Raw genomic sequence first — 16,785 nt, 5'->3', positions numbered from 1 at the left:
CCTGTTGATGTTATGCGTTCGCTGATTACTTGCCCGTTTCCTGTAATTCTATGTGCAGAGGGTCCGGGCCACGCAATTTCACCCGCTGGTGAGACTGCAGGGCCAGCACCCGGCCGGTTACGTCCGGCTGCACCGGCAGCTCCCGTGCGCCCAGATCCACCAGTGTGGCGAGGATAATACTCGCCGGCCGGCCATAATCGAAAATTTCATTCATCGCCGCGCGGATGGTGCGGCCACTCATGATGACGTCGTCAATCAGGATAATGTCCCGGTCTTCGGTGCTGAAAGGCAAGCTGGACGGTTTCACTTTCGGGTTCAGGCCGATGCGGCTGAAGTCATCCCGGTAAAAAGAGATATCCAGCTCGCCCCAGGGTTCTTTCAGGCCCAGGCGCTTGCTCATGACATCCGCAAGCCAGACACCGCCCGTGCGAATGCCGATCAATGCCGGAGCTGTCACTCCCCGCTCTTCCAGCTTCCTGCGCAGGCCCGCTTCCAGGTCGTCCAGCAGTCGGTCCATATCAAGCAATGCAGTCATTTGAGTCCTCTCATACAACAGCCTGAGCCTGCTCAGGCAGAACGGGATTCCTGCTGATGAAACCAGGTTTCCAGAATCAGTACGGCGGCGCGATCATCCACCCCGTCACGGCCAAAATCACGGCTGCCACCGGCGGCCATGACATCGCCTTTGGCCTCGAAACTGGTCAAGCGCTCGTCCACCATTTCCACTTCGACATGAAAGCGGCCGTGCAAACGTTTACCGAATTTACGGGCCCGGGCACACATGTCGTTCTCGGTATCGTCCATGTTCAGGGGCAGGCCTACCAGCACGCAATCCGGCTTCCATTCTTCCAACAGGCGGCCAATCTGATCCCAGTCCGGGACGCCATCCCGGGCCGTCAGCATGATCAGGGGTTTGCCAGTACCGAGCAACTCCTGGCCACTGGCAACACCAATTCGCCGGGTGCCGAAATCAAAGGCCATTACCCGGCGGTTTCCGGCCTCAGGCATGGCCAACAAACTCGCTGAGCTGGTTGAGGTCAATACCGATCAGTTTCAGTACAGCCTGGTAGCGGTCTTCCCAGGGGGTGCGGAACAGGATGTCGGGGGTGGCGGGGCAGGTCAGCCAGGCGTTACTGGCCAGCTCGTCTTCCAGCTGCCCTTCACTCCAGCCTGCGTAGCCCAGACACACCAGATAGTTTTCGGGCCCGTTGCCGGCGCCAATGTCGGAGAGCACATCCCGGGAAGTGGTCAGCAGGACATCGTCAGACACCCGCGCTGTATTCTGCCAGCCGACATCGGGGGAATGCAGCACGAAGCCGCGTTCCGGCTGCACCGGGCCACCACCGTATACGGGCACGTCCAGTTCGCCACCTTCCATGTCCAATTGTTCGAGGATTTCACCGAGATGAATGTCCAGGGGGTGGTTCACCGTCAGTCCCAGGGCGCCTTCATCGGAGTGCTCGCACAGGTAGATCAACGCACCGTGGAAACGGGGGTCCTGCAAATAGGGAGACGCCACCAGAAACTGGTGTCGCAGACTGTGTGGAGAGTGTTTCGATGCTGTCATCCTGATGTCAGCCCCCGCCGTTCGAATACCCAGGTGCGGATAATTTCCAGTTCGTCGACATTCTCGCGCATATCTTCCGGGAAAGGCGCGAAGGGTGCTGCCATTCGAACGATGCGTATTGCCGCATCGTCAAGCACGGTACTCCCGGATGATTCGAGTATAGCCAGTTCCTTGATTGTGCCATCCTTCTTCAGGGAAACCAGCATACGCAAGTTGCCATAGATGCCGGCCTGCCTAGCCTGTTTAGGATAGTTGATGTTCCCGACCCGCGTCACCTTGCTGACCCAGTTCTGCACGTACCAGGCGTTGGTCGATTTCAGGGTAGAGGCCGCCGTAACACGCATGACTCTGGGCTTCTTGGCATAGGCCTGCCGCTGCTGGTCAAACCTGGCCTCCAGGCTGGCGATTTCCAGGCTGCGCTCCATCAGGCTTTTCTTTTCCTTCACCGGCAACGGCTCTTCCGATGCCGGTTCCGAGGTATCCGGCTTCGACACCTGGCGTTCACTACTTGCCTCGGTCTGCACCACAGGTTGTTCCTGCTGGCTCACCGGTTCAACCTTCGAGGGCGGTTCCGGCTGAACCTCGGCAATCTTCTGCTGGCTGATGTCCGTGGGCTGCGGCGAGGTCATCTCCACCGCCTCTTCCTCGGTACCGCTGCCTTTCTGGCTGGTCTGGGCGAGGAAATCGGCTTCCTCGGGATCGGTCTCGTCATCAAACTGCGACAGGGTGATTTCCATGGTCTGGGCCGAGGAACGAGGCGATTCCGGCGCAAAGGTAATGCCCAGCACCACAATGGCATGGAGCGCCAGCGCCATGAAAAGCGTAAAAGAAAACCGATCGAAGTCGCTGACCTGTACTGCCATTACTACTGTATACCTTCGGTTAGACCCGGCTGGGGACCATTATTTCAGACGCCGCTCTATGGCATCCATCAACTGGCTGGAGATATCGATTCCGAATGCGGCGTCAAGTTCCCGGATGCAGGTGGGACTGGTGACGTTGATCTCGGTCAGGTAGTCACCGATCACGTCGATACCGACAAAAATGAGCCCTTTTTCCTTGATCACCGGCGCCACACGATCACAGATTTCCCGGTCCCGGGCAGTCAGTTCGCGGCCTTCGCCCCGGCCACCCGCCGCCAGGTTACCGCGATTTTCCCCGTGGGAGGGGATACGCGCAAGTGCGTAGGGAACCGGCTCGCCATCAATCAGCAGAATGCGCTTGTCGCCCTGTTTGATCTCGGGAATGTATTTCTGTGCCATGGCCTGGTGGGCACCATGGTTGGTCAGGGTTTCGATGATCACCCCGAGGTTGTCGTCGTTTTCCTTGACGCGGAAGATCGAACGCCCGCCCATGCCATCCACCGGCTTCATGATGACATCACCATGCTCGGCGTAGAAATCCTTCAGCCGCTTGGCAGAGCGGGTCACGATCAGCGGTGGGGTGCAGTCTTCAAACTGGGCTGCGAACAACTTTTCGTTACAGTCACGAAGCGTCGATGCGGGATTGACCACCAGGGCGCCCTGTTGCTCGGCAATCTCCAGTATGAAGGTCGCCATCAGGAACTCGCGGTCCACCGGCGGGTCCTGGCGCATCAGGATAACGTCCAGATCACCCAGCGCCCTCTCCTGGGAGCCACCGAAGCTGAACCAGTCGTCCGGGTTCATGTGCACCGTCAGGTCACGGGTTCGTGCTCTGGCCTGCCCACCCTTCAGGTAAAGGTCCGGCAGCTCCATGTACTCAATTTGCCAGCCCCGCTTCTGGGCGGCCAGCAGCATCGCCAGTGAGCTGTCTTTCTTGAAATGGATCTTCTCGATGGGGTCCATCACAATTCCGAGTCGGACTGTCATAATGCCTCGTCAGGTAAAAGGTTGAAAACACGAACCGGTCTGCAGAGCGCTGTCAGCAATAAGTGCTATGCTGTGAACACAGATGGTATTGTACCCGAGCCGCGAATGCATCCGGAGAAATCCCGTATCAAATACGTGACTTTCCGGGCAGAAGTACATTTGGTCACAAAGTTATACTTTTTATCCGGCCCCCAATACTCTATAAATGAGCGGGATTTATAGAACAACGTTAACGTTTGTGTTAAAACCCCCGGTTGAAAAATAACGACAGTCGCAGAGCGCAAGGCAGTTGGACAATGGATGACAACTTCGAGAATCTGAAGATTATGGTGATCGACGACAGCAAGACCATTCGTCGCACCGCTGAGACCCTTCTGAAGAAGGTCGGTTGCGAAGTCATTACGGCAACAGACGGCTTTGACGCTCTGGCGAAAATTGCCGATTCCCAGCCCAACATCATTTTTGTAGATATCATGATGCCCCGGCTGGACGGCTATCAGACCTGCGCACTCATCAAGAACAATTCCTCTTTCAAAAAGACGCCGGTTATCATGCTCTCCAGCAAAGACGGACTGTTCGACAAGGCCAAAGGCCGAATTGTCGGATCAGACCAGTATCTGACCAAACCGTTCAGCAAGGACGAGCTTCTTAACACTATTCGCCAGTACGTTCCCCAAGCGGAACAGTAAACCTGCTGAAGCAAAGAACTATTGAGGACACCATGGCCCGCATTCTGATTGTTGATGATTCCCCGACCGAGGTTAAGAAAATCTCGACCATTCTGGAAAAGCACAAGCACGAAGTGCTGACGGCCGACAATGGCGCCGACGGCGTTGCCAAGGCCCGCGCAGAAACTCCGGACCTGGTTCTGATGGACGTGGTAATGCCCGGCCTGAACGGCTTCCAGGCCACCCGCCAGCTGACCCGCGCCCCGGAAACCGCGTCCATCCCGGTGGTTATCGTGACCACCAAGGATCAGGAAACGGACCGGGTATGGGGTACTCGTCAGGGTGCCAAGGGCTACCTTGTAAAACCCGTCAACGAAGACGACCTGATCAAAACAATCAACAGCCTGATTGCCTGATCCCCAACCGTGGAGTAAGCATGTCCGCACAGGCCGCCCCCTTTGCCGTTCTGACGGATATCGCCCGACGCAGTCGCACCATGGCTGCCGGTCTGCCGGAACAACAGCAAGCCGTCGAGCTCTGGAACGGGATCGGCTTTGTTCTGGCGGGCGAGCGCTACGTTGCGCCCATGGGTGAAGTCACTGAAATCCTCCATGTCCCCCGCTATACCCATATACCGGGGGTTCATCAGTTTATGTTGGGTGCCGCCAACGTGCGGGGCCGCCTCCTGCCACTGGTCGACCTTGCCGGCTTTTTTGAAATCCCCCGCTCTTCCCGCAGCCAGCGTGAGCGCCGGGTGCTGGTTGTGGAGCAGGGCGACGTATTCAGTGGCCTGGTAGTCGACAGTGTCTCGGGCATGCAGTATTTCGCAGTGGACAGCTTCGTGGCATCGCCACAGGATGTGCCTGCAAACGTTCAGCCGTTTGTAAATGGCGGTTACGAGCGTAACGAGGAAGTCTGGAAAGTGTTTTCCGCCGCCGAGCTGCTCGGGGACGAACGCTTCCTGGATGTAGCGCAATGGTAAGGGCGGTGACAACGGCAGGAACTCCTTCCCGCCTGCCCAACGCCCGCAGAATCAAACTTGCCAATATTACGAAGAAGAGGCCGGGAGCCAGAAAATGAAAAATAGAGCCGGAAGACTCAGTATGGGACAGGGAGGCAACAAGCTTGTTGCCGGCCTGATCGCCGCACTGATCGCATTGACCGTCCTGCTCGTTGCAGTGCTGTTCATTATCAACAAGGACAGCCAAAACGACCAGGCCTACATCGCCCACGCTTCGGAGCTGCGGGTACTGTCACAGGAAATCGCAAAGAACGCGACGGAAGCAGCGGGCGGTACCGCCTCAGCCTTCGACGCTCTGCGACGTTCCCGTGACGAATTCGAGCGCCTGTGGGGTTATGTGGTTGATGGCAACCCGGAAACCGGCCTGCCCCCGAGCCAGCTTGCCCAGGAAAGCGGCGTGCAGGAAACCTGGCAGGAAGTACGGAACAACGCTGACAGCATCCTGTCCACCCGGGACGCGGTACTCGGCCTTCACGAAGTGGCCCGGACCCTGAACGAAACCATCCCGCAGCTCCAGGTGGAGTACGACGACATCGTTCAGATCCTGCTGGATAACAACGCCCCTGCCGAACAGATCGCCCTGGCCCAGCGCCAGTCGCTGCTGGCAGAGCGGATTGTTCGCTCAGTCAACAACGTTCTGTCCGGTGATGAAGACGCGGTTATCGCCGCCGACCGTTTCGGTCGTGACGCCAGCCTGTTCGGCCGCGTTCTTGACGGTCAGGTAAACGGCAACCCGGCCATGGGCATCTCCCAGGTTAACGACGAAGATGCCATCTACGGCCTCGAAGCCGTCGGTGAGCTGTTTGAATTCGTATCCCAGAACGTAGACGCCATCCTTGAAGCCTCTCCCGACCTCTTCAAGGTGCGTACTGCGGCCAGCGACATCTTCCAGAACTCTCAGGTTCTGCTGGACGAGCTGTCGGTTCTTGCCACGAAGTTTACCGGCCAGGCCGGCTCCCGCTTCATCAGCCCGACTCTCGCCTTTATCATTCTGGCTGCCATGGTTGGTATCGTGGTGATGATCGGTGTGGTTCTCTACCGCGAAGCTCAGGAGCGTCTGGCGACGACCCAGGAGCAGAACGAGCAGAACCAGAACGCGATCCTGCGACTGCTGGACGAACTGGCTGACCTGGCCGATGGTGACCTGACAACCGAGGCCACGGTAACCGAGGACTTCACCGGTGCCATCGCCGACTCCATCAACTACGCGATCGACCAGATGCGCGGCCTGGTACAGGCCATTCGTGGTACGGCGGTACGGGTAGCGTCAGCCGCCCAGGAAACCCAGGCCACAGCCATGCACCTGGCGGATGCGTCCGAACACCAGGCCCAGGAAATTGCCGGCGCCTCTGCAGCGGTCAACGAGATGGCGGTGTCCATCGACCAGGTATCTTCGAACGCTGCAGAATCCTCCGCGGTTGCGGAGCGGTCGGTTGCGATCGCGAAGAAAGGCGCGGAAGTGGTACAGAACACCATCCGCGGCATGGACAACATCCGTGAGCAGATCCAGGAAACCTCCAAACGGATCAAGCGCCTGGGTGAGTCTTCCCAGGAAATCGGTGACATCGTATCGCTGATCAACGACATCGCCGACCAGACCAACATCCTGTCCCTGAACGCAGCCATCCAGGCCTCCATGGCCGGTGACGCGGGCCGGGGCTTCGCGGTGGTTGCGGACGAGGTTCAGCGCCTTGCGGAACGTTCCTCTGCGGCGACCAAGCAGATTGAAGCGCTGGTCAAGACGATCCAGTCGGACACCAACGAAGCGGTTATCTCCATGGAGCACACCACCGCCGAGGTGGTCCGTGGTGCCCGTCTGGCCCAGGATGCGGGTATCGCCCTCGAGGAAATCGAGAACGTATCCATGAGTCTGGCGGAACTGATCCAGAACATCTCCAACGCAGCGCGTCAGCAGTCTTCTTCTGCGGCTCACATTTCCAACACCATGAACGTCATCCAGGAAATCACCTCGCAGACCTCCTCCGGTACCAACGCGACTGCGAAGTCCATCGGTAACCTGGCAGAAATGGCGTCTGAGCTGCGGTCCTCGGTTGCGGGCTTCACACTGCCCGAAGAGGAGTCAGTCGACCAGGAAGAAGAGGAAGACAGCGACGTTCCGGTGGTGAGCTGATTATCGCTCCGAGGCTGCTGACAGTTTATGGCTGAAACACGCAACCATCTGTCACCTGCCGACGGCATCTGGTCACTGCGCCGACTCCCCGATATGGATGAGGCGCAGTTCAGCCAGTGGCAGACACTGCTTGAGCACCGTACCGGCATTACCCTGTCATCTGGCCGCAAGTCGTTTCTCGAAACCAACCTCGGGATCCGCATGCGGGAGATCGGATGCAGCAGCTACCAGGCCTACTACGAACAGATCGTATCCGGCCCGGATGCCATTATGGAGTGGTCCACCCTGGTGGACCGGCTGACGGTACAGGAAACCCGGTTTTTCCGGGATCCGGATGCTTTCAGGCTGGTGTCTGACTATGTGCTTACCCGGCCCCGTGAAGCGCTGAAAAAGCGCCCCCTGGAGGCCTGGAGTGTGGGTTGCTCCACTGGCGAAGAGCCCTACACGCTGGCGATGCTGCTGAACGAGTGTATGGAAGGCTTGTCGCTACAGCCACTGTTCGGAGTTACCGGCTCCGACATCAGCAAGCCCGCCATCGACAAGGCCCAGTCCGGCCTGTTCAGTGCGCGCAAGCTGATGGGCATGGACGAAGCCATGAAGGCCAGGTACTTCCGGCCGGCAGAGCGGAACAACGTCGAAATTGTAAAAAGCATCCGGGAGCGGGTGTGTTTCACAAGGCTGAATGTGCTGGACCTGAAACACGCTCCCATGCACGGAATGAACATTATCTTCTGCCAGAATCTGCTGATTTATTTCCGGCGCTGGCGCCGGCGGGAAATCGTAAAACGGCTTGCAGAGCGGCTGGCGCCCGGGGGGTTGCTGGTCCTGGGCCAGGGAGAACTGACCGACTGGCAGCCCCCTGGCTTACAGAGGGTACCCTCGGAACATGTGCTGGCGTGGATCAAACGCCAGACTGACGAAGAATAACCGGAGTGGTTATGGGCAATCACCATGACAGCATCGCCCTGGACTGGGTTCGTGGCGAAATACAGGACACGCTGACCCAGGGTCAGCAAGCACTGGAAGCGTATGTCGAGAATCGAGACGACACCGCGCGCCTGCGCTTCTGCCTGAACTATCTCCACCAGGTTCACGGTACTCTGCAGATGGTTGAGCTTTACGGCGCAGCCCTGTTGACCGAGGAAATGGAGAAGCTCACCCAGGCGGTCCTGAACGAAACCGTCGCCAGTGTGGACGACGCGGTGGAAGTGTTGATGCAGGCTATCCTGCAGCTTCCCCAGTACCTGGAACACCTTGCCAGCAGCAAGGATGATTTTCCGATGGTGCTGCTGCCACTGCTGAACGATCTCCGGGCTGCGCGGGGCGAATCCCTGCTGTCAGACACATCGCTGTTCAAGCCAGACCTGGCCCCCTCGAAGGTTGCCGCGGCTGCCAATGTCTCCCAGCGCCTGCAGGATCCGAAAGTTCTCGGCCATATCCGCAAACTTCGCCAGATGTACCAGTTCGCACTCGCCGGTGTGGTTCGCGAAGCCGATCTGGACGCCCACTTCGATTACATGCAGAAGGTCATCCAGCGGCTGATCCGGTTGTGCCAGAAAACCCCCCGGGGTCAACTCTGGAAAGCGGCCGGCGCGTTTGTGGAAACCCTTCAGGAACACGTCAATCCGGTCAATACCGCCGTCAAGGCACTGTTGCGGGAACTGGACGCAGAAATCCGTCGCCTGACAGACGAGCATGTGGATATTCTGCAACAGCAAGCCCCCGAAGCCCTGCTCAAGCACCTGCTGTATTACGTTGCCCGCGCCCGGGAACTGGATACTCCACTGGTGCAGGAACTGCGCAACGATTACCGGCTGGAACAGGCGCTACCGTCCGACGATGATGTCGACGCCGCCAAAAGCCGGGTATCCGGCCCCGGCCGCGATGCCATTCACTCGGTGGTCAGTGCACTGAACGAAGAGCTTGCCAAGCTCAAGGACCAGCTGGATCTGTTCGTACGGTCCGAGCTGCGCCAGAACGACGAACTGGAAGAGCTGCAACCGGGCTTGCGCCAGGTGGCCAATACCCTGGCGGTTCTGGGACTGGGAATACCCCGCAAGGTCATTACTGAACAGCTGGAACTGGTGGAGAAGCTCTCCGCCCAGCCGGAAACAGTGGATGATGGCACCCTGATGGATATCGCCGGTGCCCTGCTGTATGTGGAAGCCAGTCTTGCAGGCCTCGACAGCGACCGGCAATCCGAGAGCAGCCGTACTGAGGACGATCAGCAGTCCGTTAACATGGGCTCGCGGGAACTGGGTGACGCCAGCAGCGCCCTGCTGAGGGAATCACGCAATACCCTCGAGCAGGTCAAGACCGCCATTGTCAATTTTATTGCCTCCCAGTGGGAAACCGGTGAAATCGAGCATGTTCCCGGGTTGCTCCACAGCATTCGCGGTGGCCTGAGCCTGATCCCGCTGGACCGTGTTGCCGATATGCTGGCGTCAGCCGAGCGTTACATCACCGATGTGCTGCTTGGCGGCAGGCAGGTTCCGGACTGGAAACAACTGGACACCCTGGCCGATGCCATCACCAGCATCGAGTATTACCTGGAGCGACTGGCCGAAGGCATCGAGGATAACGACAGTGTTCTCAGTGTTGCCGAAGCCAGCCTGACCTCTCTTGGCTTCCCGGTTGGCGCCGAACCCACCTGGCGGCATCCGTCGGAAGAAGAGGTACCGCTGGTCGATGCGGAAGTGCCCACAGCATCAGAAGCGACCGACTCCAAAGGCTCGGACGAAGAGCTGCTGGATGACGAAATACTCGGCATCTTTGTTGAGGAAGCCGAAGAAGTCCTGGAAACCATCAACGAGTTCTATCCCCGCCTGCGCCAGAACCATGACGACCGCGAAGCACTGACCGAAGTTCGTCGTGCGTTCCATACCCTCAAGGGCAGCGGTCGACTGGTAGGCGCTACCAGTATTGGTGAGGTAGCCTGGTCGGTGGAGAATCTGCTGAACCGGGTGATCGACCAGACGCTTCGCCCCAACGACGACATGTTCAGCCTGATCGACGACGTCAACGCTCGAATTCCGGCGCTGATCAATGATTTCCGTAGTGGCCGGTCTGATGGCGACGTCGCAGAGCTCATCGAGCGCGCCGAAGCCATGTCCACTACCCGAAAAACTGACAGTGACAGCGCTACTGCTGGGCCTGAAGCGGAATCCGACAGCGACGAGTCCGGTGCAGAAGCACCATCAGAAGACCTGACAGAAACTCCGGCTGCCCAGGAGCTGACCACTGTCGAAGACAGCTCTGATGACGATCTCATCGACGACGAAATTCTCGAAATCTTTATCGAGGAAGCCGGTGAGGTTCTGGATACCATCCGCGAATTCCTGCCCATGCTGCTGCGGCAGCACGACGACCGCACCGCGCTGTCTGAAGTCCGACGGGCGTTCCACACCCTGAAGGGCAGTGGCCGTATGGTTGGCGCGCTGGTTGTTGGCGAGCTGGCGTGGTCCGTCGAAAACATGCTCAACCGCGTGATCGACGGCAGCATCTTCATGAATGATGACATCGCCGGTTTGCTGGACGAAGTCACGGCTGTCCTTCCTGAGCTGGTCGAAGACTTCGAGAAGCGGCGCGCTCCGTCCCGTGATATCTCGACGCTCGAAGCCCGTGCCAAGGCCCTGGCGAACGGTGAGATCCCTGATGCCAGCACCATGCCGCCTTCAGAGCCACAGGCCTCTGCTGAAGAACAACCCACGGCGGAAGCGCTGCTGACCGATGACGACGAAGACGCTGCAGTCGACCCGGTACTGCTGGATATCTTCGAGAGCGAGACCGAGACCCACCTGCAAACCCTGCAGGACTTTATTCACGCCGCTGGCGACAAGGCCAGCGTTGCCTATACCGACGACCTTTCCCGCGCCCTTCACACCCTGAAAGGCAGCGCGCATACCGCCGGTATCGGCCCGATCGCCGCTGTCATTACTCCGCTGGAACGGTTTGTAAAAGAATCCCGCGCCCAGAACAAGCGGGCAGACCAGGAGGTTATCGGCCTGATTGGCGATGCCTGTCACTTCCTGACCCAGGGCCTGAGCCAGATCCGCGAGAATCCGCAGGGAGACCTTCCCGGCACGGACAGCTTCCTGGATCGGCTGGAACAGATCAGCAATGCCACATTGCGCAGCGCCCGTTCCCGTGATGATGAATCCGACGAGGATAACCGGCCGCAGCTGGTTCAGCTATTCCTCAACGAAGGCCTGGACATCCTGCTGGATGCCGACCGGATTCTTGACGAGTGGGCAGAGCACCCTGAACAGACCTCTGCACTGGATACCCTGCGCACGGAATTGCGCCAGTTGACGGAGGGCGCACAACAGGCTGGCCTGGCCGACGTCGCCGAACTCTCGGGGGCGCTTACAGACGTCTACGAGCGCGCTGCGAAACCGGGATTCCAGCCAGACCCGTCCTTCTTCGAGACCATCCGCGCTGGCCATGAACACCTGATCAACATGATGGACCAGGTCGCTGCCGGGCTTGCCACTGAGAGCGGTGACGAGCTGATTGCCGGCCTGGATGCGCTGGCCGTGGATATTTCCGAAGAAGCACCGGATGAGACACCGGATGCCTTTGAACAGGAATTCACCGGTGACCTGGAGGAAATCGACCGCAGCTTTGAGCTTGAGGCCGAGGAGACCCCGGAAGAAGAAAGTGACGAACTGCCACCGCTGGCGGAAACCGATGAAGATATGGATCAGGAGCTTGCGGAGATTTTCCTGGAGGAAGCCCGCGACCTGATCGACAGCACCGCAGACGCCCTGCAGAACTGGAGCGACAATACCGGCAATCTGGATCTGCTGCGCCTGCTACAAAGGGACCTGCACACACTCAAGGGTGGTGCGCGTCTTGCCGATATCCCGTCCATCGGTGACCTGTCCCACGAACTGGAAAACCTGTTCGAAGGCCTGACCGAACAGCGGCTTGCCGTTACCGGTGAACTGTCCGATTTGCTGTTCCGCTGCCACGACCGTTTGGCGGGCATGGTGGATGCCCTGGAACAGAATGAGCAACCCCGGCCGGCACCGGACCTCATCAGTGAAATCCACGCCTACATGGACAGTGCCACTGGCTCTCGCCCGGTGACGGACGTGAACCACGATGACCTCGAAACCGAAGCGGATGAAGACATTCCTCTGGCCGACCTGGACGAGGACGATAGCCCGGAACCGGAAACCCCGGCGGACGCTCCCGAAGACGCTCCTGAAGAGGAACACGACACCGATCTCTCCCACCTCGACCCGGAGCTGACCGGCATCTTCCTCGAAGAAGCCTACGACCTGATCAACTCCACCGGCAGCGCCCTGCATACCTGGAGCGAAGACACCTCCAACCGCGACGTTGCGGCAGAGCTGCAGCGTGACGTGCACACCCTCAAGGGCGGCGCCCGCATGGCCGGTGTCGACGCCATTGGCGACCTGACCCATGTGCTGGAAGACCTGTTCGAGAAAGTGGCGGAAGGCCAGCTCAGCGCCAGTGACGAGATGAACGATCTGCTGTTCGCCTGTCACGACAGGCTGGCACAGATGGTTGAGCAGGTTGCCACGCAAAAACCGTGTCCGCCGGCAACAGCACTGGTTGCACAGGTGCAAGCCATTCTCTCCGGCAAGCCGATGCCGTCGGCAGAGCCTGAAGAACCTGCGGAAGAGCCGGAAGCAGCAACCGAAACGTCCGACGAAACAGAAGCAACCGACGAACAGCCGACGTCCGTCGCAGACGCCATAGCACAGGCCTCCGATGATGATCTGGTAGGCATCTTCCTTGATGAAGGTCTGGAGATTCACGAAGCCATTGGCGAATGTCTTGCCCAGTGGCGCGATGAACCGGAAGAACTCGTCGGTGTAACCCAGCTTCAACAGGAACTGCACACCCTCAAGGGTGGCGCGCGCCTGTCCGACGTTGACCCCATTGCCGATCTGGCCGAAGCCTGGTCAGACGCCCTGGATCCACTGATTGCTGGTGCCAGCAACCAGTCGACTCTGCTGGAGCTCAGCGAGAAAGCCCATGGCTCCTTGCGGAACATGCTCGCCAACCTGGAAGACAGCAGCAAGCCGGCTGCCGACAAGACGCTCATCGAGGCATTGAAAGATGCCCACAAAGTGTCTGGCGATGAGCTCTCCGAGGGTGCTGCGGCTGCCGAAGCCTCCAGCGAAGAAGATGCTGTTGACGCCGAAGTCCTGGAGATCTTCCTGGAAGAGGCCGGCGAGATCCTTGACCAGTTGGAACAGTTACTGGACGACTGGCGCAAAGACCCGGCCAACCACCATTTCAACCAGGAAGCCCAGCGTGCACTGCACACCCTCAAGGGTGGGGCAAGGCTGTCGCAGCTTGGCGAGCTGGGAGACAAGGCCCATGGCCTGGAGACACGGCTGATCGACCTGGGTGGCAACACCCCGGGCGACGATGCCTGGCAGGCCATTACCAAAGACCACGATGGCATCGTGGCGCTGGTTGCCGATATCCGTAACCGGTTCGAGAATACTGGCGCGGTTCCCGAACCCGCCAAACCGGAAGCGAAAGCACCGGAAACACCAAAAGCGCCCGAGCCGGCGGCCGAAAAGCCTGCCGAGCCGGAAAAACCGGTGGCGCCAGCGCCCAAGCCCAACAAAGTGCCCTCCAAGCCACCGGCAAAAGGGGCTGCCGCCCAGCGCGCGCCACAGGAAACCATTCGGGTATCCGCACCGCTGCTGGACGAACTGGTCAACCTGGCCGGTGAAACCAGTATTACCCGTGGCCGCCTGGAACAGCAGACCAGTGACTTCAGCCACAACCTCGACGAAATGGCCGCCACCATCGAGCGTCTGCGTGAACAGCTGCGCCGGATGGAAATCGAGACAGAGACCCAGATCCTTTTCCGCGCAGAGAAAGAGCACGGCCCGGACTATGGTGATGACTTCGACCCGCTGGAAATGGACCGCTATTCCGCCATTCAGCAGCTGTCGCGTGCACTGACGGAATCCTCCTCTGACCTTGCGGACCTGCGGGAAACTCTGTCCGATCGGGTACGGGACACCGAGACCCTGCTGGTACAGCAGTCGCGGATCAACACGGAACTCCAGGAAGGTCTGATGAAGACCCGAATGATTCCATTTTCCTCCATGGTGCCCAGGCTGCGCCGTATCGTTCGCCAGATCAGTGGTGAACTCAGCAAGAGGGTCGAGTTTGATGTCCGTAACCCGGAAGGGGAAATGGACCGCAATATCCTTGAACGCATGATTGCGCCGCTGGAACACATGCTGCGTAACGCGCTGGACCACGGTATCGAGACTCCGGCAGACCGCAAGAAAGCCGGCAAGCCGGAAACCGGTGAGGTTACCCTGTCGCTGACCCGTGAAGGTGGCGATGTGGTGCTGCGGATGATCGACGACGGCGCCGGCATACCGGCCCAGGTCATTCGTGACAAGGCCATTCGCCAGGGCATGATGTCGGCGGATGAAGACCTGAGCGAGCGCGAAGTCCTGCAGTTCATCCTGCAGCCGGGCTTCTCAACCGCCCAGCAGGTCACCCAGATTTCCGGCCGTGGTGTCGGCATGGACGTGGTGGCCAGCGAGATCAAACAGCTTGGCGGCAGCCTGGATATCGACTCAACGGTCGGCAAGGGCACCGTATTCACCGTTCGCCTGCCATTCACGGTATCCGTCAACCGGGCATTGATGGTCTCTACCGGCGAGGATTTCTACGCCATCCCGCTGAACACCATTGAAGGTATCGTACGGGTCAGCACCTATGAGCTTGAGGAATATTACAAGCCGGAAGCGCCCCTTTACGAATACGCCGGCCAGCAGTACCGCCTGCAGTACCTGGGCAGCCTGCTGAACAGTGATCACCATCCCAAGCTTCAGGGCCAGGCGCTGCCACTGCCGGTCATCCTGGTGCGTGGTGCCGAGCAGCCCATGGCTCTGCAGGTAGACAGCCTGATGGGCAGTCGCGAAATCGTGGTCAAGTCTCTTGGCCCGCAGTTCAGTACCGTACGGGGTGTGTCCGGTGCCACCATCCTTGGTGATGGTAATGTGGTGGTGATCCTCGACCTGCCGGCAATGATTCGTTCCGACATCCTTTCCGAGCGCCAGCGAATTGCCAACCTCGAGAAGGCCAGGGAAGCCTCACGCCGCGTGGAACAGTCCACCGTGGTTATGGTGGTGGACGACTCGGTCACCGTGCGCAAGGTTACCTCCCGCCTGCTGGAGCGTAATGGCATGGAAGTGATCACGGCCAAAGACGGCCTGGATGCGGTGGCACAGCTGCAGGATCACAAGCCGGACATCATCCTGCTGGACATCGAGATGCCCCGCATGGACGGTTTCGAAGTGGCCAGTTTTGTGCGCCATGATGAAAACCTCAAGGATACGCCGATCTGCATGATCACTTCCCGTACCGGGGAGAAGCACCGTGAGCGGGCGTTGGCCATCGGTGTCAACGAATACCTCGGCAAGCCTTTCCAGGAGACCGAACTGCTTGACACCATCACGCGGCTGACCGGGAATCAGTGATGGCCGGCCAGCCAGGACGGCCAGCGGTCGGTATCGTCTCGGACATCGTCCTGCAGCGCCACCGGCTGCAGGAAGCCACGTCCAGGTTCGGCCTGGACGTTTGCTTTTCTGGCGACCCGGATCGTCTCCAGGGTTACCCGGAATTTCCGGACGCCAGCCTGTGGCTGATCACCCTGGAAGACGAGGCGGACCATCCGGTCCTGTTTGATCATCTGCTGGAGAATACCGAGGCACCGGTTCTTTTTGGCCTGGACCCGGCCCCGAAGCCCGGCAGCACCGACTATTTTCGCTGGGAACGCCGGTTGCTGGACAAGCTGGAGCAGTCCCTCGGACACATAGAGAAGCTGGATTCCGCAGCGGCTATCGAGGAGCTGGCCAACGAGCAGCCACAAACGGCGACCTCACCCACACTGCCCCACTGGATTCCGCCCGCATCGGCAGATCTGCCGGCCGAAGAAATCTGGATTCTGGGCGCATCACTCGGTGGCCCTGCCGCGGTTAAAACCTTTCTCGACAACCTCCCACCCGGCTTACCGGTGGGTTTTGTCTATGCCCAGCACATCGATAACAATTTTACCGAGGTGCTCACCCGGGTTCTGGGGCGCCACGCTCACTACCAGCTGAAACCGGCAGAGAACGGCTATCGGATCCACAACGGTGACGTTATCCTGATGCCTGTGGAGCATGAATGGTCGCTGGACGACAGCGGTGCACTCCTGCAGCGGGATACACCCTGGCCGGGACCCTACGGCCCGTCCATCGACCAAGTGCTGCTGAATATCGGCGACCATTACGGTGCCCGTTGCCACGCCATCGTGTTTTCCGGCATGGGCAATGACGGCGCCATTGCCGCGCCGTTGCTGAAGGCTTATGGTAGCCGCATCTGGGTGCAGGAAAGCTCCAGTTGTGGCAACAGTTCGATGCCCGATTCTGTGGCAGCCACCGGCTGCTCTGTGTTCTGTGGCACGCCGGAACAGCTGGCCCGAGAACTCGTCAAAACGATTGAAGAATCCTGCCTGCTCAAGGGCCGGCAAAAACGGGATTCCGCCTGAG

The 16,785-nt window shown here is 59.4% G+C and carries 12 protein-coding genes; 7 read left to right on the top strand and 5 right to left on the bottom strand.

Features of this window, described 5'->3' with window-relative positions; genetic code table 11:
• Positions 1–25 precede the first annotated feature (25 nt).
• The 5 genes from pyrR to gshB are packed head-to-tail and all read right to left on the bottom strand — an operon-like array spanning position 26 to position 3,417.
• Complete coding sequence (gene pyrR, locus QPL94_RS03630; RefSeq protein ID WP_137436350.1) at positions 26–535, bottom strand: bifunctional pyr operon transcriptional regulator/uracil phosphoribosyltransferase PyrR; 510 nt, start codon at positions 533–535, stop codon at positions 26–28.
• Positions 536–567: 32 nt separating this feature from the next.
• A complete protein-coding gene (gene ruvX, locus QPL94_RS03625; protein ID WP_285355582.1) occupies positions 568–1,008 on the bottom strand; it encodes a Holliday junction resolvase RuvX in 441 nt (146 codons plus the stop codon).
• On the bottom strand, positions 1,001–1,567 hold the full coding sequence (locus QPL94_RS03620; RefSeq protein WP_285355581.1) for a YqgE/AlgH family protein: 567 nt from the start codon (positions 1,565–1,567) through the stop codon (positions 1,001–1,003). Before QPL94_RS03620 ends, ruvX begins: the two co-directional genes overlap by 8 nt.
• Positions 1,564–2,430: an energy transducer TonB gene (locus QPL94_RS03615; RefSeq protein WP_285355580.1), complete on the bottom strand. Its 867-nt coding sequence runs from the start codon at positions 2,428–2,430 to the stop codon at positions 1,564–1,566. Before QPL94_RS03615 ends, QPL94_RS03620 begins: the two co-directional genes overlap by 4 nt.
• 39 nt (positions 2,431–2,469) lie before the next feature.
• Positions 2,470–3,417, bottom strand: a complete 948-nt coding sequence (gene gshB, locus QPL94_RS03610) for a glutathione synthase (RefSeq protein ID WP_137436353.1) — start codon at positions 3,415–3,417, stop codon at positions 2,470–2,472.
• A 296-nt stretch (positions 3,418–3,713) separates the two neighbouring features.
• Between gshB and pilG the strand changes: the two genes are divergently transcribed.
• The 7 genes from pilG (at position 3,714) to QPL94_RS03575 (ending at position 16,784) form a co-directional block, all read left to right on the top strand.
• Positions 3,714–4,106, top strand: coding sequence for a twitching motility response regulator PilG (pilG, locus tag QPL94_RS03605; RefSeq protein WP_007154228.1), 393 nt, complete (start codon positions 3,714–3,716; stop codon positions 4,104–4,106).
• A gap of 32 nt (positions 4,107–4,138) precedes the next feature.
• Complete coding sequence (pilH, locus tag QPL94_RS03600; protein WP_011787171.1) at positions 4,139–4,501, top strand: twitching motility response regulator PilH; 363 nt, start codon at positions 4,139–4,141, stop codon at positions 4,499–4,501.
• A 20-nt stretch (positions 4,502–4,521) separates the two neighbouring features.
• Positions 4,522–5,067, top strand: coding sequence for a chemotaxis protein CheW (locus QPL94_RS03595; RefSeq protein WP_137436354.1), 546 nt, complete (start codon positions 4,522–4,524; stop codon positions 5,065–5,067).
• A 94-nt stretch (positions 5,068–5,161) separates the two neighbouring features.
• Positions 5,162–7,237 carry a methyl-accepting chemotaxis protein gene (locus tag QPL94_RS03590; protein ID WP_170979024.1) on the top strand — a complete coding sequence of 692 codons (2,076 nt, stop codon included), beginning with the start codon at positions 5,162–5,164 and terminating at the stop codon, positions 7,235–7,237.
• 27 nt (positions 7,238–7,264) lie between these two features.
• Entirely contained in the window at positions 7,265–8,164 is a 900-nt protein-coding gene (locus tag QPL94_RS03585) for a CheR family methyltransferase (RefSeq protein ID WP_285355574.1), read from the top strand.
• 11 nt (positions 8,165–8,175) lie between these two features.
• The gene (locus tag QPL94_RS03580; RefSeq protein ID WP_285355572.1) at positions 8,176–15,732 is read left to right on the top strand and encodes an Hpt domain-containing protein; all 7,557 of its coding nucleotides are present in this window, start codon (positions 8,176–8,178) and stop codon (positions 15,730–15,732) included.
• Positions 15,732–16,784, top strand: coding sequence for a chemotaxis protein CheB (locus QPL94_RS03575; protein WP_285355570.1), 1,053 nt, complete (start codon positions 15,732–15,734; stop codon positions 16,782–16,784). Before QPL94_RS03580 ends, QPL94_RS03575 begins: the two co-directional genes overlap by 1 nt.
• Position 16,785 lies beyond the last annotated feature (1 nt).

The organism is Marinobacter sp. SS13-12 (genome assembly GCF_030227115.1).
Taxonomy (GTDB): Bacteria; Pseudomonadota; Gammaproteobacteria; order Pseudomonadales; family Oleiphilaceae; genus Marinobacter.
The sequence above is the reverse complement of the archived record's forward strand: the minus strand, read 5'-3'. Positions and strand labels throughout refer to the sequence as shown.

Coding starts and splice junctions, on each gene's coding strand:
- QPL94_RS03595 (WP_137436354.1), top strand. CDS start 4,522: ATGTCCGCACAGGCCGCCCCCTTTGCCGTTCTGACGGATATCGCCCGA.
- ruvX (WP_285355582.1), bottom strand. CDS start 1,008: ATGCCTGAGGCCGGAAACCGCCGGGTAATGGCCTTTGATTTCGGCACC.
- QPL94_RS03575 (WP_285355570.1), top strand. CDS start 15,732: ATGGCCGGCCAGCCAGGACGGCCAGCGGTCGGTATCGTCTCGGACATC.
- pilG (WP_007154228.1), top strand. CDS start 3,714: ATGGATGACAACTTCGAGAATCTGAAGATTATGGTGATCGACGACAGC.
- QPL94_RS03615 (WP_285355580.1), bottom strand. CDS start 2,430: ATGGCAGTACAGGTCAGCGACTTCGATCGGTTTTCTTTTACGCTTTTC.
- QPL94_RS03580 (WP_285355572.1), top strand. CDS start 8,176: ATGGGCAATCACCATGACAGCATCGCCCTGGACTGGGTTCGTGGCGAA.
- gshB (WP_137436353.1), bottom strand. CDS start 3,417: ATGACAGTCCGACTCGGAATTGTGATGGACCCCATCGAGAAGATCCAT.
- QPL94_RS03590 (WP_170979024.1), top strand. CDS start 5,162: ATGAAAAATAGAGCCGGAAGACTCAGTATGGGACAGGGAGGCAACAAG.
- pyrR (WP_137436350.1), bottom strand. CDS start 535: ATGACTGCATTGCTTGATATGGACCGACTGCTGGACGACCTGGAAGCG.
- QPL94_RS03585 (WP_285355574.1), top strand. CDS start 7,265: ATGGCTGAAACACGCAACCATCTGTCACCTGCCGACGGCATCTGGTCA.
- QPL94_RS03620 (WP_285355581.1), bottom strand. CDS start 1,567: ATGACAGCATCGAAACACTCTCCACACAGTCTGCGACACCAGTTTCTG.
- pilH (WP_011787171.1), top strand. CDS start 4,139: ATGGCCCGCATTCTGATTGTTGATGATTCCCCGACCGAGGTTAAGAAA.